15 protein-coding genes are annotated in these 20,089 nt (G+C 61.2%); 4 read left to right on the forward strand and 11 right to left on the reverse strand.

The window, feature by feature from the left end:
- Positions 1-141: 141 nt before the first annotated feature.
- The gene (sohB, locus tag ACM6I7_RS07600) at positions 142-1,173 is read right to left on the reverse strand and encodes a protease SohB (protein WP_027613703.1); all 1,032 of its coding nucleotides are present in this window, start codon (positions 1,171-1,173) and stop codon (positions 142-144) included.
- A gap of 205 nt (positions 1,174-1,378) precedes the next feature.
- Here sohB and ACM6I7_RS07605 point away from each other — a divergent pair, with 205 nt between their 5' ends.
- Positions 1,379-2,089: a histidine phosphatase family protein gene (locus ACM6I7_RS07605; protein WP_414888260.1), complete on the forward strand. Its 711-nt coding sequence runs from the start codon at positions 1,379-1,381 to the stop codon at positions 2,087-2,089.
- A gap of 61 nt (positions 2,090-2,150) precedes the next feature.
- Positions 2,151-2,468 carry an SCP2 sterol-binding domain-containing protein gene (locus tag ACM6I7_RS07610; RefSeq protein WP_027613701.1) on the forward strand — a complete coding sequence of 106 codons (318 nt, stop codon included), beginning with the start codon at positions 2,151-2,153 and terminating at the stop codon, positions 2,466-2,468.
- Between the two features lie 233 nt (positions 2,469-2,701).
- On the opposite strand, the gene ACM6I7_RS07615 is transcribed toward ACM6I7_RS07610, so the two are convergent.
- From ACM6I7_RS07615 to ACM6I7_RS07660, 10 genes are all read right to left on the reverse strand, one after another.
- On the reverse strand, positions 2,702-4,276 hold the full coding sequence (locus ACM6I7_RS07615; RefSeq protein ID WP_414888261.1) for an ABC transporter ATP-binding protein: 1,575 nt from the start codon (positions 4,274-4,276) through the stop codon (positions 2,702-2,704).
- A 1-nt stretch (position 4,277) separates the two neighbouring features.
- Positions 4,278-5,300 carry an ABC transporter permease gene (locus ACM6I7_RS07620; protein WP_414888262.1) on the reverse strand — a complete coding sequence of 341 codons (1,023 nt, stop codon included), beginning with the start codon at positions 5,298-5,300 and terminating at the stop codon, positions 4,278-4,280.
- Entirely contained in the window at positions 5,300-6,364 is a 1,065-nt protein-coding gene (locus ACM6I7_RS07625; protein WP_414888263.1) for a microcin C ABC transporter permease YejB, read from the reverse strand. Before ACM6I7_RS07625 ends, ACM6I7_RS07620 begins: the two co-directional genes overlap by 1 nt.
- Positions 6,351-8,201: an extracellular solute-binding protein gene (locus tag ACM6I7_RS07630; protein ID WP_150368413.1), complete on the reverse strand. Its 1,851-nt coding sequence runs from the start codon at positions 8,199-8,201 to the stop codon at positions 6,351-6,353. Before ACM6I7_RS07630 ends, ACM6I7_RS07625 begins: the two co-directional genes overlap by 14 nt.
- A 225-nt stretch (positions 8,202-8,426) precedes the next feature.
- Complete coding sequence (locus ACM6I7_RS07635; RefSeq protein WP_414888265.1) at positions 8,427-11,069, reverse strand: TonB-dependent receptor; 2,643 nt, start codon at positions 11,067-11,069, stop codon at positions 8,427-8,429.
- A gap of 117 nt (positions 11,070-11,186) precedes the next feature.
- On the reverse strand, positions 11,187-11,690 hold the full coding sequence (locus ACM6I7_RS07640; RefSeq protein WP_027613695.1) for an RES family NAD+ phosphorylase: 504 nt from the start codon (positions 11,688-11,690) through the stop codon (positions 11,187-11,189).
- On the reverse strand, positions 11,687-12,163 hold the full coding sequence (locus ACM6I7_RS07645; protein ID WP_414888266.1) for an antitoxin Xre/MbcA/ParS toxin-binding domain-containing protein: 477 nt from the start codon (positions 12,161-12,163) through the stop codon (positions 11,687-11,689). The genes ACM6I7_RS07640 and ACM6I7_RS07645 overlap by 4 nt, the downstream gene beginning before the upstream one ends.
- Positions 12,164-12,432: 269 nt before the next feature.
- Positions 12,433-15,354 (reverse strand): TonB-dependent receptor domain-containing protein, encoded by a 2,922-nt coding sequence (locus ACM6I7_RS07650; RefSeq protein WP_414888267.1) that lies wholly within the window; start codon positions 15,352-15,354, stop codon positions 12,433-12,435.
- A gap of 90 nt (positions 15,355-15,444) precedes the next feature.
- Positions 15,445-16,392: a FecR domain-containing protein gene (locus tag ACM6I7_RS07655; protein WP_414888268.1), complete on the reverse strand. Its 948-nt coding sequence runs from the start codon at positions 16,390-16,392 to the stop codon at positions 15,445-15,447.
- Positions 16,389-16,898 (reverse strand): sigma-70 family RNA polymerase sigma factor, encoded by a 510-nt coding sequence (locus tag ACM6I7_RS07660; RefSeq protein WP_027613691.1) that lies wholly within the window; start codon positions 16,896-16,898, stop codon positions 16,389-16,391. Before ACM6I7_RS07660 ends, ACM6I7_RS07655 begins: the two co-directional genes overlap by 4 nt.
- Positions 16,899-17,193: 295 nt before the next feature.
- Here ACM6I7_RS07660 and ACM6I7_RS07665 point away from each other — a divergent pair, with 295 nt between their 5' ends.
- On the forward strand, positions 17,194-18,912 hold the full coding sequence (locus ACM6I7_RS07665) for a hydrogenase maturation protein (protein ID WP_414888269.1): 1,719 nt from the start codon (positions 17,194-17,196) through the stop codon (positions 18,910-18,912).
- A gap of 308 nt (positions 18,913-19,220) precedes the next feature.
- Complete coding sequence (locus ACM6I7_RS07670; RefSeq protein WP_045122483.1) at positions 19,221-20,084, forward strand: LysR family transcriptional regulator; 864 nt, start codon at positions 19,221-19,223, stop codon at positions 20,082-20,084.
- The last annotated feature ends 5 nt before the right edge of the window (positions 20,085-20,089 follow it).

Consider the following 20,089-nt stretch of genomic DNA (forward strand, 5'->3'; position numbering starts at 1 on the left):
CTTTTTTATAAAAGCGCGAATTGCCGATGAAAAACTTCAAGTTCGAATCAACTATTCAAACTCAAACTATACATATATACCGCCACCCTAAAAAAAACCCTTTCACCGTTACAGTGAAAGGGGTTTTTCGTTAGCCTTTTCTTACCAGAAGCGTTGCTGGGTCAAGCGGCTCCACCAGCTCAGCAGCACGCGATCCACTGAACCGCTGGCAGCCATGCCGATGCGCTCCTGCAGGCTTTTGCGCTCGGCGTAATGCAGGTGATAAACCTCGGCTTTCTTCGCCCGGTCTGCCAGGTATTCATCGCTGGTCTTGAGCTCGTCGACCAGTTGTTTGTCCAGCGCTGCAACACCAAGCCAGACCTCACCGGTGGCCACTTCGTCGATGGCCAGTTGCGGGCGATAACGGGAAACGAAGTTCTTGAACAACTGATGGGTGATGTCCAGGTCTTCCTGGAACTTCTCCCGGCCCTTTTCGGTGTTTTCGCCGAACACGGTCAAGGTGCGCTTGTACTCACCGGCGGTCAGCACTTCAAAATCGATGTCGTGCTTTTTCAGCAGACGGTTGACGTTGGGCAACTGCGCCACCACGCCGATCGAGCCGAGAATCGCGAACGGCGCGCTGATGATCTTCTCGCCAATGCACGCCATCATGTAACCGCCGCTGGCCGCGACCTTGTCGATGCACACGGTCAACGGCACGCCGGCTTCGCGAATACGTGCCAGTTGCGAAGACGCCAGGCCGTAGCTGTGCACCATGCCGCCGCCGCTTTCCAGACGCAGTACCACTTCGTCCTTTGGCGTGGCGAGGGTCAGCAGTGCGGTGATTTCGTGACGCAGGCTCTCGGTGGCCGAGGCCTTGATGTCACCGTCGAAATCGAGCACGAACACCCGGGATTTGCTCTCGGGTTTGTTCTTCTGCTTCTTCTCGGATTTTTCCGATTTGGCCTGGCCCTTGCGCAAAGCCTTGAGCTGATCCTTGTCGAGCAGGGTCTGCTCCAGACGTTCACGCAAGCCTTTATAGAAATCGTTGAGCTTGCTGACCTGCAACTGCCCCGCCGACTTGCGCCGGCCCTTGCTGCGCAATGCAGCAAAACTGGCGAGCACCACCAGGATGGCGACCACCAGCGTTACGGTCTTGGCCAGGAAGCTGGCGTATTCGGTGAAAAACTCCACAGAGACTCCTTAAAACAATGCGCGGATGCAAAACACGCGCGGGATGGTTCCAGCATACCCATGCGCCGCCTCGTCGGCCAGCCGTGAAACCTCTGGCAACAGGCCTGTAACGGGCATTTCAAACAAGCGTATGTTTTTTCATTGACAGCACTTCGTCATCCTCATAACCTCGCCACAACCTTCAACGTACCGGGATGACGCGGACGTGGGCAGCATCTATTTGATTCGACATGGCCAGGCCTCCTTTGGTGCAGACGACTATGACGTCCTGTCGCCGATCGGTGTGCGCCAGGCAGAAGTCCTTGGCCAGCACCTCGCCGAGTTGGGAATCCGTTTCGATCGCTGCCTGGCGGGCGACCTGCGTCGCCAGCAACACACGGCCACCAGCGCGCTGGAGCAGTTCACCGCCAAGGGCCTGTCGGTACCGACGCTGGAGACCGACTCCGCGTTCAACGAGTTCGATGCCGACGCGATCATCCGCGCCCTGATCCCGGCCATGCTCGAGGACGAGCCGGAAGCCATCGACATCCTGCGCAACGCGGCGCAGAACCGCGCCGAATTCCAGCGCATCTTCGCCCTGGTCATCGAGCGCTGGCTGGCAGGCACCTACGACACCCCGGGGCTGGAAAGCTGGCTGGGTTTCGTCGAGCGGGTACAGGCCGGACTGCACCGGGTCCTCGAACAGGCCGACGGCAACCAGAAAATCGCCGTGTTCACCTCCGGCGGCACCATCACCGCCCTGCTCCACCTGATTACCCAGATGCCTGCCCGGCAGGCGTTTGAACTGAATTGGCAAATCGTCAACACCTCGCTCAACCAGCTGAAGTTCCGCGGTCGCGAGGTGGCTTTGGCCTCCTTCAACAGTCACGCACACCTGCAACTGCTGAAGGCTCCGGAACTCATCACTTTCCGCTGAGTCCGGATAATTGTGACCCTTGCTGTAATCAACCAGCGCTAACCCAAGAAAGGATCGAACCATGACCTCCGTAGCTGATGCCGTAAAAGCGATGCAAGCCAAGTTCAACCCAGCCGCTGCTGCCGGTCTGGATCTGGTTTTCGGTTTCAACATCACCGACGAAGACAAGCACTACGCGCTGATCGTCAAAGACGGTACTTGCGACATCCAGGAAGGTGAAAACCCGGACGCCAACTGCACCCTGGTACTGGACAGTGCAACCCTGAAAGACATCGTCAGCGGTGAAACCGACGGCATGCAAGCGTTCATGGGCGGCAAACTGCGCGTTGAAGGCGACATGATGCTGTCGATGAAGCTGTCCGAGCTGTTCCCGTCGTAAGACTTGGTTCGGTTTGAAGAAAATCCCGCCCCTGTGGCGGGATTTTTGCGTCTGACTCCCAGGTTTCGTCATAAACAGGTCATAGGTGGGAGGGGGCTTGCTCCCGAAGACGTCGGATCAGCCACAACGTTTGCCGCCTGGCACACCGTTTTCGGGAGCAAGCCCCCTCCCAGATGGGTCACGTGGTGCTCCATAAACTGCAGCATGCACCTTCTTCTACGTTGGAACTGTCATCACCCAGCAAACGATGCCACCAGCAGTTCCTGTGTATAGGGATGCTGCGCATCGCTGAATAGCGCACTGGTCTCGCCACGCTCCACCACCTCACCCTCCTTCATCACAATCAGGTCATGGGCCAACGCCCGCACCACCGCCAGGTCATGGCTGATGAACAGATAAGTCAGCCCATGCTCTTCCTGCAGCCGCCGCAATAAAGCAACGATCTGCTTCTGCACCGTGCGATCCAGTGCCGAGGTCGGCTCATCGAGCAGAATCAGATCAGGCTTGAGCACCAGCGCCCGAGCGATGGCAATCCGTTGCCGCTGGCCACCGGAGAACTCGTGCGGATAGCGATGTCGGGTCGCCGGATCGAGACCGACTTCGCGCAGCACATCAATCACCGCCTGCTCACGCTCGGCAGCATTCAGATCGCTGTGTACCTGCAAGCCCTCGGCAATGATCTGCTCCACACACAAGCGCGGGCTGAGACTGCCGAACGGATCCTGAAACACCACTTGCAGGCGTTTGCGTAGCGGCCGCAGCTGCTTGCCGCTCAATTGCTCCAGCGCCTCACCGGCAAAGCGAATGCTGCCCTCGGCGTCGATCAGGCGCAAAATCGCCTGACCCAAGGTCGACTTGCCCGAGCCCGACTCGCCGACAATCCCCAGCGTCTTGCCGCGCTGCAGGTTCAGATCAATGCCCTTGACCGCCTGCAGCCAATTCTTCGGCCGCAGCCAACCGCCGCCCAGGCGAAAACGCACATTCAGATCGCGCACCTGCAACAAGTCCTGCGCGACATCCCGGCACAGCGCTTCGCCCCCGGGCTCGGCGTTGAGCAATTCGATGCTGTAAGGATGCTGCGGCGCGCGGAACAGTTGCTCGCACGACGCCTGTTCGACGATCCGCCCACCGCGCATCACCGCCACCCGTTGCGCAATGGTGCGCACCAGATTCAGGTCATGGCTGATAATCAGCAGCGCCATGCCCAGGCGCTGTTGCAGCTCTTTAAGCAGCAACAGAATCCTGCGCTGCACCGTCACGTCCAGCGCAGTGGTTGGTTCGTCGGCGATCAACAATTGCGGCTCGCAGGCCAGCGCCATGGCGATCATCACCCGCTGGCGTTGACCTCCGGAGAGTTGATGCGGATAGGCCTTGAGCCGTTCGCGCGGTTTCTGAATCCCCACCAGTTCGAGCAGTTCAAGAATCCGTTCACGGGCTTGCGCGCCGGCCAGGCCTTTGTGCAACGCCAGGCTCTCACCGAGTTGCCGCTCGATGGTATGCAGTGGATTCAGCGAACTCATCGGTTCCTGAAAAATCATCGCGATGCGGTTGCCCCTTAACTGGCGCAGATAGCGCTCGTGCACGCCGAGCAGCTCCTCCCCGGCATAACGAATGCTGCCGTCGATCCGCGTGATGTTCGGGTCAAGCAATTGCAGGATGCTGTGGGCGGTCACCGATTTGCCCGAGCCGGACTCGCCGACCAGTGCCAGGCATTCGCCCGGACGAATATCGAGGTCGATGCCATGCACCACTGGCTGGCCATTGAATGCCACACGCAGGTCGCGGATTTCGATCAGGTTTTCGCTCATCTCAAGTCCTTGGATCATAGGCATCTCGGCAAGCCTCACCGATGAACACCAACAGAGAAAGAATCAGCGCCAGGGCAAAAAATGCCGTCAGCCCCAACCACGGCGCTTGTAGATTGCTCTTGCCCTGACCGATCAATTCGCCCAATGAAGCGCTGCCGGCGGGCATGCCGAAACCGAGAAAATCCAGCGCCGACAAGGTCGCGATCGCCCCGGTGAGAATGAACGGCAGATAGGTCAGGGTCGCGCTCATGGCGTTGGGCAGGATGTGCCGGCAGATCACCTGCGCGTCGCTGACACCCAGCGCCCGCGCGGCTTTCACGTATTCCAGACCGCGGCTGCGCAGGAACTCCGCGCGAACCACATCGACCAGACTCAGCCAGGAAAACAGCGCCATGATCCCAAGTAACCACCAGAAATTCGGCTCGACGAACCCGGACAGTATGATCAGCAGATACAACACCGGCAGCCCCGACCACACTTCCAGCAACCGCTGCCCGAGCAGATCGACCCAGCCGCCGTAATAGCCTTGCAAGGCACCGGCCGCAATGCCGATCAGCGCACTGACGGCGGTCAGCGCCAAGGCAAACAGCAGCGACACCCGCGTACCGAAGATCACCCGCGCCAGCACATCCCGCGCCTGATCGTCGGTGCCCAGCCAGTTCTCGCCGCTCGGTGGACTTGGTGCCGGTTCAGTCAGGTCGTAATTCACCGTATCGAAACCGAACGGGATCGGCGCAAACCACATCCGCCCGCCCTGCCCCTCGATCAGTTGCCGCACCTGCGCGCTGCGATAGTCCGGCTGGAACGGCAGTTCGCCGGCGAAATCCTGCTCGGTGTAGCGCTTGAACGCCGGGAAATACCATTGGCCCTGATACTCGACCATTAACGGTTTGTCATTGGCGATCAGCTCGCCGCCCAGGCTCAGGCCAAACAGCAGCAGAAACAGCCACAGTGACCACCAGCCACGTCGATGTGCCTTGAATCGCGCCCAACGGCGCTGTCCTATGGGAGATAAGGTCAGCATCAGGCAGTCCTCGCGGTGAAGTCGATGCGCGGGTCGACCAGCGTGTAGCACAGGTCGCCGAGGAGTTTTATCAGCAGGCCGAACAGGGTGAAGATGAACAGCGAACCGAACACCACCGGGTAATCGCGCGACACCGCCGCCTCGTAACTGAGACGGCCGAGGCCATCCAGCGAGAAGATCACTTCGATCAGCAGCGAGCCGCCGAAAAACACCGTCACCAGTGCCTGAGGCAGGCCGGCCACCACCAGCAGCATCGCGTTGCGAAACACATGGCCGTACAGCACCTGACGTTCACTCAGGCCCTTGGCCCGCGCCGTCACCGCATACAGCCGCGAGATCTCGTTGAGAAAGCTGTTTTTGGTGAGGATGGTCAGCGTGGCGAATCCACCGATGACCAGCGCGGTGACCGGCAACACCAGATGCCAGAAGTAATCGGCAACCTTGCCCCACGGCGACAGCTCGGCGAAGTTGTCGGAGACCAGTCCGCGCACCGGAAACCAGTCCAACGCGGAGCCGCCGGCAAACACGATGATCAACAACAGCGCAAACAGAAAGCCCGGCATCGCATAGCCGATGATGATCGCCACGCTGCTCCAGACATCGAACGCCGAACCGTTGTGCACGGCCTTGCGGATGCCCAGCGGAATCGACACCAGGTAAGTGATCAACGTGGCCCACAAGCCCAGTGACAAGGTCACCGGCAGCTTCTGCCAGATCAGCGCGGTGACGCTGGCGCCACGGAAAAAGCTCAGGCCGAAATCCAGTTGCGCGTAGCTTTTGAGCATCAGCCACAGGCGCTCACCGGCCGGTTTATCGAAGCCGTACTGACGCTCGATGTCGGCCACCAGTTTCGGGTCGAGACCCCGGGTGGCGCGGGATTCGCCACCGATGGTTTCAACATGACCACCGCCCACCGCCGCGCCGACACCAATGCCCTGCAACCGGGCAATCGCCTGTTCCACCGGGCCACCCGGCGCGGCCTGCACGATGACGAAGTTGACCAGCAGAATGGCGAGCAACGTCGGCACGATCAGCAGCAGACGCCGCAGGCTATAACCCAACATGGGCGTACTCCTTTTGCTGTTGCTGCATCTGCGTGGCGGTCAGCGCGGTCGGGCTGATTTCCCACCAGGTATCGAGCCCGGCGTCATACAGCGGCGCCGTCGCCGGACGGCCGAAACGGTTCCACCACACCGTGGAAATCCCCGGCGGGTAGTAATTGGGAATCCAGTAGTAACCCCACTGCAACACCCGATCCAGGGCATGGGCATGGCGCAGCAGGCTTTCGCGGTTGTCGGCCTGCACCAGCCCTTCGAGCAAGGCATCGACCGCAGGATCGCGCAGCACCATGTAGTTGTTCGAGCCGGGATCGTCGGCGCCGTCGGAGCCGAAGTAATTGAACATCTCGCGCCCCGGCGCCTGACTCACCGGGTAGCCGACCACGATCATGTCGTAGTCGCGGTTGCGCACGCGGTTGGTGTATTGCGCGGTGTCGACCTGGCGGATATCGAAGCCGATACCGATCTGCGCCAGGTTGCGCTTGAACGGCAGCAGCAGCCGTTCAAAGCCCTTCTGACCGTTGAGAAAAGTGAACTGCAGCGGCTCGCCATTGGCATTCACCAACTGATCACCACGGGGTTTCCAGCCGGCGGCTTCCAGCAGCTTCAAGGCCTGCAACTGCTCGGCGCGGATGTTGCCGCTGCCGTCGGTTTTCGGCGCTTCGAAGACTTCGGTGAACACCTCATCGGGGATTTTGCCGCGCCACGGTTCGAGGATTTTCAGTTCCTCGGCGTCCGGCAACTCGGTGGCCGCCAATGCGCTGTGCGAGAAGTAACTGCGCTGTCGCAGGTACATGCTGCGCATCATTTGCCGATTGCTCCATTCGAAATCCCAGAGCATGGCGATCGCCTGCCGCACCCGACGATCCTGAAACATCGGTTTTTGCAGGTTGAACACGAAACCCTGCGAACCTTGCGCAGCACCCGGCGCCAGATGTTCGCGAAGCAATTTGCCCTGCTCCAGCGCCGCCCCGGCATAGCCGATGGTGTAACTGGTCGCGGAAAACTCGCGGTTGTAATCGAAGCCACCGGCCTTGAGCACTTGCCGGGAAACATCGGTGTCGGCGAAGAACTCCACGCTCAAGTGATCGAAGTTATAGAGGCCGCGAGTGATCGGCAGGTCCTTGGCCCACCAGTCGGCAACGCGCTGAAATTTCACGCTGCGCCCGGCATCCACCGCGCTGATCCGGTACGGGCCGCTGCCCGGCGGGATCTCGAAACCGGCGCCCTCGGCGAAGTTGCGCGTACGCCACCAATGTTCGGGCAGCACCGGCAGCGTCGCCAGATCCAGCGGCAAGGTGCGACTGTCGTTGTTCTTGAAGTTGAAGCGCACTTGCGTCGGCGATTCCACCACCACGTCGGCGACGTCACGAAACTGCTGGCGATATTTGAGGCTGCCCTGAGTGGTGAACAGTTCGAAGGTGTAACGCACGTCTTCGGCAGTGATTGGCGTGCCGTCGTCGAACCGGGCCTTGGGATTGAGGTAGAAGCGCAGCCAGCGACGATCCGCATCCAGTTCCATCTGCTGCGCCACCAGACCGTAGACGCTATAGGGTTCATCCTTGCTGCGATAGGCCAGCGGAGCGTAGAGCCAGCCGTCGATGTCGGCGACGCCGGTGCCTTTGTCGATGTACGGAATCAGGTGATCGAACGGGCCGCTTTCCAGCGAGGAGCGGCGCAACGTTCCGCCCTTGGGCGCGTTGGGGTTGGCGTAGGCCAGGTGTTGAAAGTCCGGGGCGTATTTGGGGGCTTCGCCGTAGACCGTGAGGGCGGGTTGTGGGGCGGCCCAACTGAAGGGGCTTGAGAGCGCAAAAGCGCTGAGCAGAATGAGCCTGGAGAGCATTGGCAGATCCTTTTTTGCACGGTGCTGTTTATGGCCTCATCGCTGGCAAGCCAGCTCCCACACGTTTTGCGGTGTTCACAAATCCCTGTGGGAGCTGGCTTGCCAGCGATGAGGCCCTAACAATCACCAAACATCCTGCCTACCTGTGATGTGCAACAGGCCGGCGATTTTTATAGGGCAGGCTTAGATCAATAAGTGACTAAAACCCGCCGCCTCTGGGCATTTTCAGAACTTATAATTGACCCGCGTGTACAGCGTCCGCCCGAACGGGTCGCCGTATTTCGGGTCGTAGCCGCTCTGGAAGGTGTAGGTCTGGTTGCTGAACGGTGGCTCGCGGTCGAACAGGTTCTTCGCGCCGAGGGTCACGCTCAGGGTTTTGCGCCAGGTGTAGGTGCCGGCCAGATCCCAGACGTTGTACGAGCCGACGTAATCGTGGGTCTCGCGGTCGGAGTCGTGGTAACCGCTGGTGTAGCGGTTGGTCAGCGCCACACCGTAGGGACCGTAGTTCCAGCTGCCGGTAAGGCTGTGGCGCCAACGGGCCACGGCGCCGGCCGAGGAAAAGTCGCCGCCACGGAAATCGCCGAGCTTGTCGATGTAGTCGCCCTTGAGCTGCTGTTGGTACTCGTAACGGCTGACATAGGTGCCTTGCAGGCCGATGCCGAAATTGCCGTACGGGGTGCTCGGCAAGCGGTAGTCGAAACTGACATCGATACCATTGGTCTTGATCTTGCCGAGGTTGGCCAGCCCGGTGACGATGTGATCAATGGAGCCGTCCGGCTTGCGCACCAGGCGCTCGGGGTACAGCTCCGGGTTCTCGAACACCGCCGATTCCGGGAATTCGGCGATCTGGTTGGCGATGTTGATCCACCAGAAATCCAGCCCGGTGCTCAGGCGCTCGAATGGCTGATAGACGAAACCGAGGGTGACGTTGCGCGCGGTTTCCGGACTGAGGTCCGTATTGCCACCGGTGCGGCTGTAAAACTGCTGGGCGCAGTCGCGGTTGGCGATGCCGCCGTTACTCGGGTTGCCACCGGCACACAGTCGCGGGTCGTTGTAGTTGGCGACGGTGAACGTGGTGAAGTTCGGGTTGTACAGCTCATACAACGACGGTGCGCGAAAACCTTCACTGTAGGCGCCGCGCACCACCAGTTCCTTGAACGGCTGGAAGCGGAACGAGTACTTCGGGTTGGTGGTGCTGCCGAAGTCGCTGTACTTGTCGTGGCGCACGGCAGCGGACAATTCCAGGCTGTCGAGCACCGGCACGTTGACCTCGGCGTATTGCGCCGAGACGCTGCGATCCCCGGTGACGCTGGCATTGGGGTCGACACCCAGGCTCTGCACATCGGCGGCGAACTGGGCGAAGTCCTGATGGAAATCTTCCTTGCGGTATTCGCCACCCAGCGCCAGTGCCGAAGGGCCGGCGCCGAACCAGTCACCGATCTCGCGGCTGACACGCCCGTCAATCGCCTTCACGCGGCCGACCGCCGTGCCGTAATCGCCGTCTACGGAATTGGCGGCCAGTAGTGCCTGCCCGGCAGCAGTCTGCGCACCGAACGGGTTGATGATGCCATTGGCAATGCCGGCGCTGACGGCGCGGTCGTTGACATAGCCGGCCTCGATGCTATTGACCACTTTGTTCTGGTTGTACGACGCACCGACGTTGTAGTCCCAACCCACCACGCTGCCGTCAAAGCTCAACAGCAAACGCTGGCCGGTGTTGTCGTCTTCGTGCTGGCGCGCGCCAACGGCGGTTTCGCGCCAGTTCACATCCACCGGTTGCGTCGGGTCGAGGGCGAAACCGTTGGGGCCGGGAGTAATGCCGTTACCGGGATAGAACGTCGTGCCGGGATTGACCTGATTGCCCATCAGCGTACCGGGGCCGATCTGCGTGCGGTTTTCGTTGCGCGCCCAGAAGTATTCGAGGCTGACGTTGTGATCATCCGCGAGCTTGCCGGTGGCTTTTGCGAAAGCCGAGGTCTTCTCGGTTTCCGGCACCAGATCGAGGTAGTTCCACAGGCTCTGGCGGCAGATGCCATTGCGCGCCAGCAACCCCGGTGCATTGCAACCGGAACTGGCCAGTGGATTGGTGGCGTTGCTGCCCTGACTCCAGTTGGCCGGCGATGCGGTACCGGAGGTGTAATCGAGGCCGCGTCCCGGCTGATAGTTGTAGGTGTAACCACGGTCTTCGGCAGCCAGGCGTTGCTGCTTGTCATGACTGACCACGCCGAACACGTTGAAACGGTCATCCTGCAAATCGCCAAAACCCCAGCTGCCGCTGAAGTTACGACTTTCCCCACCGCCGGCATGGGTCGGCGTGTCGTAGTTGGTGCTGAGCTGGCCTTCGGTGAGGCTGGTCTTGGTGATGAAGTTGATCACCCCGCCGATCGCATCGGTGCCGTACAACGCCGAAGCGCCGTCACGCAGGACTTCGACGCGATCAATGGCGGCGAACGGAATGGTGTTCAGGTCAACCCCGGAGCCATTGATCGCATTGGTCGCGTTGTTACTCAGCCGCCGGCCATTGAGCAGTACCAGCGTCTTGTTCGGGCCGATGCCGCGCAGATCGGCATACGACGCCCCGCCGCTGCTCGAACCCACCGAACGACCGGAGCCGACCGAGGACTGGTTGGCGGAAATCCGGCTGACCAGCTCTTCGGTGGTGCTCACCCCCTGCTCGCGCAGTTCTTCAACTCGCAGAATGGTGACCGGCACCGCGGTTTCCGCATCGACCCGGCGAATCGCCGTGCCGGTGACTTCCACTCGTTGCAACTGGGTCGTGGGTTCGTCGCTAGCGACTGCCGACAAGGTATTGATCGCCAGCAGCAAGGCCAGGCTCAAACGGGATCTAACGGGTGAAAAATGGATCATGAACAGCCATCCCTGCGTTTTGGTTTATGCAGGGATGTGCAATGGACAGCAGGGTTTTATAGAGCCCGATTTAGACCGTTGGGTGATGAGGTTATGCAAAAAAATGGCAGGTGTGGATCAGGCCAGCTCCATCTCCCTCAGCAACCGTGTATCCAGCCCGAATCGCTCCTGGGAAACCATCCTGAACTGTCCCTCCGCCAATTCGCAACTCACCAGCAGATTCCACGAGTGCCGGGTTGCCGCCGAAGGGATAAGTACAAACGGATGCTCTGCCAACAACGCATCGGCGAACAGTTGTTGATTGGGGGAAGGCTTGGCGGGGCTCAACCAATAAGGATTCGGCACATCCTCCGGCTGGACGATTTTCACTTTTGCTTCGCTGACGACCTCAAAACACGTGAGCACATAAGGTTCACTGTCCAGCGCATCAAAGCTGTGATTGGCTGCCACCTCCAGAATGGCCGACGACGGATCGACTGATGCATAAACGACTCGCCGCCCAGGTATGTTCCATCGGCCACCATTGAGATTCGAACCCATCCCGCTGTCCCACGTCCCGCCATAAACCTCGGGGTCCAGCCGCCAGGCATACCAGTGCTCGTCCCAGGGCAAGGGATTCATGTGTAAACCCCGTATATCAGTTGCCCCAGATACTGCTCCACCATCTGAAACCCCAGTGAATGCCGAATAAACTCCACCGGTACGCGACCGTTCAGATAGGTGCTGGGCTTGCGCAGCCACTCCTCGGCCCGTGACTGCCTCCCGAAGGCGCGAGTGGCCTTTTCCAGCACCAAGGCATATTGGTAGGCGACGACGCTCTGCTGCGGGTCAAGCCGTACCGTTTTACCTTCCTTCAGTAATCGGCGTACGGTGCTGACCGACTTGCCGGTGATGCGTTTGACCATGTCGCCTTGCAGATAAAGCTCAGAGGTTGAAAGCATGTTGACGACATCGTTCAGCTCAAAACCTTCGTCGGTCAGGTCAACGATCAGAAAGGCATCGTCACCTATGTTCCGGCCATTCACGAGCAAGTCGACAGGTCTGCCCTCGGCCCTCTTCACCCCCGTCAGCCGGGGTATCTTGACGCTGGGCATCGTGACCTCCTCCATGGGGCATCTGGCACGATCGGTGCGCCAGTGAAGGCGATGGGAATAAGCAGGCGTTTCGTATTCGAGGTGGGGAGTTCGCATAATCCATCCGTTATCAGAGGCCTGAGCGTCCAAGCCGTTTACGACTTCAATGTCATGTCCGATGCTATAGATCGCGCTTCCGACGACCAACCTGAGAATGTCGTCGGAAATATCCCCGTTTCTGCGAAATCCAGACCTGTTTCCGTAGGACATTACCCACGAATACCGCGTGCTCAACTGCCGAAGTGATAACTCACATCCAGCCACCACTGCCGCCCGTACGGGTCATAGTTACCGGTCGGGTAATACGGCCAGCCAGCCGAGTCATCGTGTTTGATCTGGTTGAGCACGTTGTTCACGGTCAGGCCGACGCTGGCGCGGTCGTTGAGCTTGTAGCGCGCGCTGGCGTTGAACACCGTCCATGGCGACAGACGCCCGTCACCCGCGCCGTTGGTCACGGAACCGTAGCGAATGCCCATCAGCGTCGCCGTGGCCTTCTGGTAATCCCAGGTCAGACTGGCGTTGACCTTGCTGCGCCAGTCGTAGTTGGTGCGTGAGGTGCGCCAGTCCTGAGTCGGAGCTTCGTCGGATTCCTTGTAGAAATGCGAAAGCACCAGGGTATAGCCCAGCGCCGAACTGAACGCGCCGTACTGCCCGGCGCCCCAGCGGATGTTGCTCTTGAAGTCCAGACCGCTGACCCGCTCGCTGGCGGCGTTAATCGCATTGACCCGCACTCGTTGCAACTGATTCGGATCGATGGCGGCATTCCCCGGATTGCGGTCGATGCGCGCCAGGGTCGACTGGCAGTTGGCCGAGTTGATGTCCTGGGTGCCGTTGCGGCATTCGTTCTCTTGCTGCAACAGGCGGTTTTCGTCGACGGTGGTCAGCAGGTCGTCGATCTCGACCCGCCAGAAATCGGTGGAGAAATCGAAATTGCGCGAGGGCGACCAGACAAAACCATAGGTCCAGGATTTGCCGCGTTCGGACTCAAGATCCGGGGTGCCGCTCTGGGTGTAGTCGACCCGCCCGCGATCACACGCACCCTGCACGCCCTGGCTGCAACCGTAGTAGTCGATCTGCGCCGGGTAGTAACCGTTGCTGTCGGACTGGTAGATGTAGTTCAGGTCCGGCGCGCGGAAACTGGTGCCGTAACTGCCGCGCAGCAAAAGACTGGTGATCGGGCGCCATTCGAGGCCGAGGTTATAGGTTTTCTGCTGCTCGCTGCGGCCGCTGAATTTGTATTGGTCCCAACGCCCGGCGGCGGTGGCCAGCACGGTGTCGGTGACCGGAATACTGAACTCGCCGCCCGCCGCGTAGCGCTTGCGCGAACCGCCGGAGCTTTGCGCCGGGCTCACGCCATAAAAGGTGCCGTTATTCAGAGCGTCATCCGGGTCGACGCGATATTCCTGCTTGCCCGCTTCCAGCACGCCGGCGAATCCGACCGGGCCGGCCGGCAGGTCAAACAAGTCGCCATTGATCGAGGCGTTGTAGCTGGTGGAAACCGACTTGCTGCGCTGGGTCAGGTTGCTGCGAAACTGCTCCCACTCTTGTGGCGTCAGCGGGCGATCGAGGCGCGAGGCGTCCGGGGCGAACACCGGATAACCGCCACTCACGCCCAATTGCGGGCCGAGGTAGAAATCCTGAATCGATGACAGCGGCGTGTAGCGCGTGGTTCGGACGCTGCGGTACTCCGAGCGGTTGGCCGCCAGATCATAGCTCCAGCCGGTGTCGGCGATCTTGTCCGAGAGGCCGAGGGTGCCGGTCCATGAAGTGTCGGTCCACTTGCTGTTGTTGCTGGTGCGACCACCGATTTCCTCTTCACCATAACGGCGATACCAGCGCTCGAGATTGCCGCTGTTCTGGTTGATGAAGTCCGGCGAAGTAAAAGTCGGGCCACGGGTGTTGTTCTGGATGTGATCGAGGCCATACATCAAGTCGGCAAACACCTGACCGCTGTCGCTGAAGTGCCAGGTGCCGCGGGTGTAGCCGTCGTAGTTTTCCTTTTGCGTCTGGATCGTCCAGTAATCGTTGTACATCTGATCGGTGCGGCAACGACCCGCGTTGTTCAGCAGCTTGTTATCGAAAGTGCCTTGATAGGCGCCGCAACCGGGGCCGAGGTAGCGGTTGTTGCTCAGGTCGCGACGGTAACCGACATCCGCCAGCGGGCCGCTCTGCATGAAGCCGCGATCATCGGCCCAGATCGGATCGCGGTTGGTCAGCTCCAGGCCGAACAAGCCGTCGAAGTCGCCCCAGCTGCCGCCGCCGCTGATTTGCAGGCGCTGATTGTCGCCACCGCCGCGCTCGCTGGTGCCGCCCTTGAGATTGACGTCGATGCCATTGATCTGCTTCTTGAGGATGATGTTGACCACCCCGGCAATCGCGTCCGAACCGTAGATCGCCGAGGCGCCGCTGCTGAGAATTTCGATACGTTCGATGACTGCCGAGGGAATGTTCGCCAGGTTGGTGAAGTTGACCTTGCCATCGTATGGCGTCGGGTAATCGGCGACGCGCCGGCCGTTGATCAGCACCAGCGTGTGATTGGGGCCGAGGCCACGCAGGTTGATTGCGCTGGCTGCTGGCTGCCAGGTGTTGCCGTAGTCCTCGCCCTGGGTCATGCCGGTGTTTTGCGTCTGCGTTGCCAAGGCGTCGTAGACGTTCTTGTAGCCGCGCGCTTCCATTTCTTCATGGGTGATGACGTTGACCGGGGTCGCGCCATCACTCTGCGCACGGGCGATTCGCGAGCCGGTGACGGTGACTTTTTCCATGCGGTAATCGGCGCTGGTCGCCGGGGCCACGGCACTGACTTTGGCCGCCACCGGCGTACTCGCCTCGCCTTCGCGCACGCTCAGGCCCTGGGCACTTTGCTCGACGTGCAGGCCGCTGCCGAGCAAGGCCTTCTCGACGGCCTGACGCCCGCCCAACGCTCCGCGCACGGCACTGCTGCGTTTGCCTTGCACCAGATTCTGGCTGAAGGAAATCGGTACGCCGGTCTGGCGTGAAATGTCGAGCAAGACCTCGTCGAGCGGGCCGCTGGCGATGTCGAAGGTGTAGACCTGAGCGGCAGAGTCCTGCGCATACACCGCGATCGGCCCCAGCCCCATCGCCAGTGCGGCGGCGAGGGTCAGGCGCGGTAATTGTTGTTTGAATGAAATCATCAAGGGCTTCCCTGTTGAAGGCGTCTGCAGGGAATGAGCAGCGGGCCGGCGCTTTTTATAGGGTGGCGATTAGGCCAAGAAGTTATGACGCTATAACCGCGCGCCGATGCTGACCCAATAGGGGTTGTGCCAAGTGACGCGGATCGGCAGCGAGCGCTCCAGCAGTTGCAGGGTGCGGTCACTGTCATCGAGCGGATAGAGGCCGCTCAGGCGCAGATCGGCCACTTCGGGACTCAGGTGCAAAATGCCCCGGCGATAGCGGCGCAGGCTGTCGATCACTTCGCTCAGCGGCCGGTCGCGCACTTCCAGGCGACCTTGCACCCAGGCGCTTTCCTGGCCGGTGCTGCACTCCAAAGCGAGAATGTCCTGAGCGTTGAACAGCAGGCTCTCCCCCGCCTCCACCACCTGCCGCGCACCGCCGGCGGTGATCACTTCGACCTGAGAATGCAGCATCACCAGCCGCGTAAAATCGTCGCCCTGTTGCACCAGAAATTTCGTCCCTAGCGCCCGCATCCGCCCATGTTCGGTCTCGACCACGAACGGCCGCGCGGGATCCTTGGCGACGTCCACCAACAACTCACCCGAGCGCAACGCCAACAAGCGTTGAGTCGCATCGAATCGCGCCACCACCCGCGTCCGCGCATTCAGGCTCAGCGCACTGCCATCCTCCAGGGTGAAATCGCGCCGCTGGCCGGTGCCGGTCGCCAACTCCCCCACTTCCGGCAGCCAGCCATAGCGGCGCCCGAGCAGACCGGCCAGCACCGCGATGCCGAGCACGCTCAAGCTGCCACTGACAAAGCGCCGCCGGCTCGACGGCGCATTCAGGCTGTGCAGCAGACTGTTGCGCGGCAGCCCGCGCAAGGTCGGATTACGCAGCAGGTTAAGGCCGCCGCCCATTTGCTCGATGATCCGCTGGTGCCTCGGGTCAGCCGCGCGCCACGCTTCGAACGCCGCACGCTCGCCAGCGCTGGCCTCGCCGGACTGCAACAGCGCCATCCACTGCGCCGCCTCGTCGATCACCGCTTCGTCCGGCCTCATGCCTGCATCGCCTGATAGCAACGCTTGAAGGCCTCGACCATGTACTGCTGCACCCGGCTGGTGGAAACCCCCAGCCGTTCGCCGATTTCGCTGTAGGTCAAACCGTCGAGCTGATGGTAGAGAAACGCGGCTTTGGCCTTGGCCGACAAGCCATTGAGCAAGCGATCGACCGCCAGTAACGCCTCGATCACCAACGCGCGTTCTTCCGGTGATGGATGCACCGGTTCCGGCGCCAGCGCCAGGCTCTCCAGATAGGCGCGCTCCAGATCCTGGCGGCGCCAGCCTTCATAGACCAGCCGCCGGGCGATGGTGGTCAGCAACGCCCGGGGTTCACGAATGGCGCTCGGGTCCGGCAGGGCCAGCACCCGTAAAAAGGTTTCCGAGGCGATGTCCTGTGCGCTGTGCGGGCAACCCAGCGTGCGGCCAACGGCAGCGCACAGCCAGCGATAGTCCTTTTGGAACATGTGCCCAATCATCCGGTAATGCGGGTTTTGAACATCACCCATGCCTTGCTCCCTGAAACGGGTCCCACCCGCTGCGAAAAACCATCGTTCTGCCGGGATCGTCCGGCTCTTGATCAGGCGCGACTGTGCAATAGCGTTGCGGACATTTGAAGTAATTAAAAATCAGGACAAGCAAACCTTTGAGAATAAGACGTTCCGTCGCCGCAGAAATATTGACTGACACAACGTTGACCCTGATCAGTTGCCAGCGCGCAGCCACTCTCTAATCTGCGCGCTTCATCGAACGCCAAGGACGGCTCACCGGGAGCCCGCGGCTATCCCTTCAAGGAAGAAAACCATGCGATCACTGAAGATTATTCTGCTGTCATCGGCCTTCAACGGCCTGACTCAACGCGCCTGGCTGGAACTGCGTCAGGCCGGGCACTCGCCCAGCGTCGTGGTGTTCACCGACGAGGCGTCGGTGTGCGAACAGATCGAACACAGCGGCGCCGATCTGGTGATCTGCCCGTTCCTCAAAGACCGCGTGCCGCAGGCGCTGTGGAGCAATGCGCGGCGCCCGGTGGTGATCATCCACCCGGGCATCGTCGGCGATCGTGGCGCCAGCGCGCTGGACTGGGCGATCACCAACGAACTCACACGCTGGGGCGTGACCGCGCTGCAAGCGGTGGAAGAAATGGACGCCGGCCCGGTCTGGGCCACCTGCGAATTCAATCTGCCGTCGGGCTTGCGCAAGTCCGAGCTGTACAACGGGCGGGTCAGCGATGCGGCGATTCGCTGCATTCGCGAAGTGGTCGAGAAGTTCATCGACGGCTTCGTTCCGGTCGCACTGGATTACACCGACCCAAAAGTCCGGGGTCGCTTGCAGCCAAACATGAAGCAGGACGACCGCACCTTCAGCTGGCACGACTGCTCGCGGTTCATCAAACGCTGCATCGACGCCGCTGACGGCCAGCCCGGGGTCTTGGCAAGCCTGGCGGGCGGGCAGTATTACGTGTACGACGCGCACCTCGATCAGCGCACTGGCATTCCCGGCAAAATCCTCGCGGTGCATGACGACGCGGTGCTGGTGGCGACCGGCGATCACAGCCTGTGGATCGGCTCGCTGCGGCGCAAACCACTGCCCGGCGAAGAGACCTTCAAGCAACCGGCGCGGCATGTGCTGGCCGGGCAACTGGACGGCGTGCCGACCCTCGACTGGTCGATCGCCAGCGAGCCCTTCAACGACGAGGCGTATCAGCCGATCCGCTACCGCGAATCCGGGCATGTCGGCGAGCTGACGTTCGAGTTCTACAACGGTGCGATGAGCACCGAACAGTGCCAGCGCATGGTTGAAGCGCTGCGCTGGGCCAAGTCTCGGGACACTCGCGTGCTGTTGATCAAGGGCGGGCGCGGCAGCTTCTCCAACGGCGTGCACCTGAACGTGATCCAGGCGGCGCAGGACCCGGGCGCTGAAGCGTGGGCGAATATTCAGGCAATCGACGATGTCTGCGCCGAACTGCTCAGCGCGCGGCAACTGGTGGTCAGCGGCGTGACCGGCAATGCCGGGGCCGGCGGCGTGATGCTCGCACTGGCTGCTGACATCGTGTTTGCCCGGGCCGACATCGTGCTCAATCCGCATTACAAAAGCATGGGCCTGTATGGCTCGGAATACTGGACCTACAGCCTGCCGCGCGCCGTCGGCCCGGCGATGGCCGAGCAACTGACCCAGGCCTGCCTGCCGGTCAGTGCCACGCAGGCGCTGCAACTGGGCATGGTCCAGGAAATCGGCCCGCGCTGCCCGGATGAGTTTTCCTTGTGGTTGCTGCAACGGGCCAACGCGGCACTGACCGATCCGACCTATGCCGCCGTGCGCGAGCGCAAGTTGCGGGTTGATCAGGTGCTGATCGAGCAATGTCGGGAAAGCGAACTGCAAGAGATGCAGGAAGACATGCTCTACAACCGCAACCAGTTTGCCGAGAAGTGCAGTAACTTCGTCTACAAGCGCAAAGCCTGCGGCACACCGGCGCGATTGGTGGAAGACTGGGCGCGGGTGCGCAAGGTTGAGTTGGCGGGTTGAGCTTCACCGCCACTACGGCCTCATCGCTGGCAAGCCAGACTCCCACAGGTTACTGCGGCGCTCACAGAACTTGTGAGCGACATAAAACCTGTGGGAGCTGGCTTGCCCGCGAAGTCGGTGGGTCAGGCAATGCTGGTTTGGCAGCCAGACACCATTCGCGAGCAGGCTCGCTCCCACAGGATTTCGGGTCGTTCGCGAAATCGATGGGCCAGCGCAGGACCCTGTGGGAGTGAGCCCGCTCGCGATGAACGATGACGCGGTGGCGAGCCGGCACTTACAATGCCCGCACCTCAGACACCGGCCCGCCCATGGACATCGACCTCGCCCGCACCTTTCTGGAAATCGTCCGTCACGGCAGCCTCGCGGCGGCGGCGCAGAAGCTGTTCGTCACGCAGACGGCGATCACCGCCCGGGTGCAGAAACTCGAAAGTCAGCTGGGCAGTACGCTGTTCGTGCGCAACCGCGCCGGGGCGAAACTGACCGCAAACGGTGAGGCCTTCGTGGTCTACGCCAATCAACTGGTGCAGACCTGGGAAGCCGCGCGGCGCGACCTGCCACTGCTGGACGGCTATCACAACGTGCTGCACATCGGCGGCGAAGTCAGCCTGTGCAACCCGTTGATGCTCAGCTGGGCCGCCGAACTGCGCGAGAAGATTCCCGGCCACGCCCTGCGCATGGAAATCCGCGACGGCGAAAACCTGCTGCGCCAACTCGAACTCGGCGTGCTCGATGCCGCGCTGGTCTATCAGCCGGAATACTGGCCCGGCCTGCAAGTCGAGCAGGTGCTGGAAGAAAAACTGATTCTGGTGCGTGCGCCGAACCGCCCGGATCCCTATGTCTACATCGACTGGGGGCCGGATTTTCGTCGCCAGCACGACGCCGCACTGCCGGACAAGGCCAAAGCCGCGCTGAGTTTCAACCTCGGCCCGTTGGCCCTGCAATACATCCTCGAACATGGCGGCAGTGGCTACTTCCGTACCCGTGTGGTGCGCAGCTATCTGGAAACCGGCGCACTGGAAGCGGTCACCAAAGCCCCGGAATTCGGCTATCCAACCTATCTGGTGTATGCCCGCGAGCGCGACTCGGCGACGCTGCAACAGGCGTTCGATCTGCTGCGCCAGGTAATCGCCACCGATGACGACTGGTCGCAACGCTGGAACCCGTTGAGCTGAGTCGG

Origin of the sequence: Pseudomonas sp. IT-93MI4 (assembly GCF_949767635.1) — a bacterium.
In the GTDB taxonomy this organism is placed as follows: Bacteria; Pseudomonadota; Gammaproteobacteria; order Pseudomonadales; family Pseudomonadaceae; genus Aquipseudomonas; species Aquipseudomonas putida_A.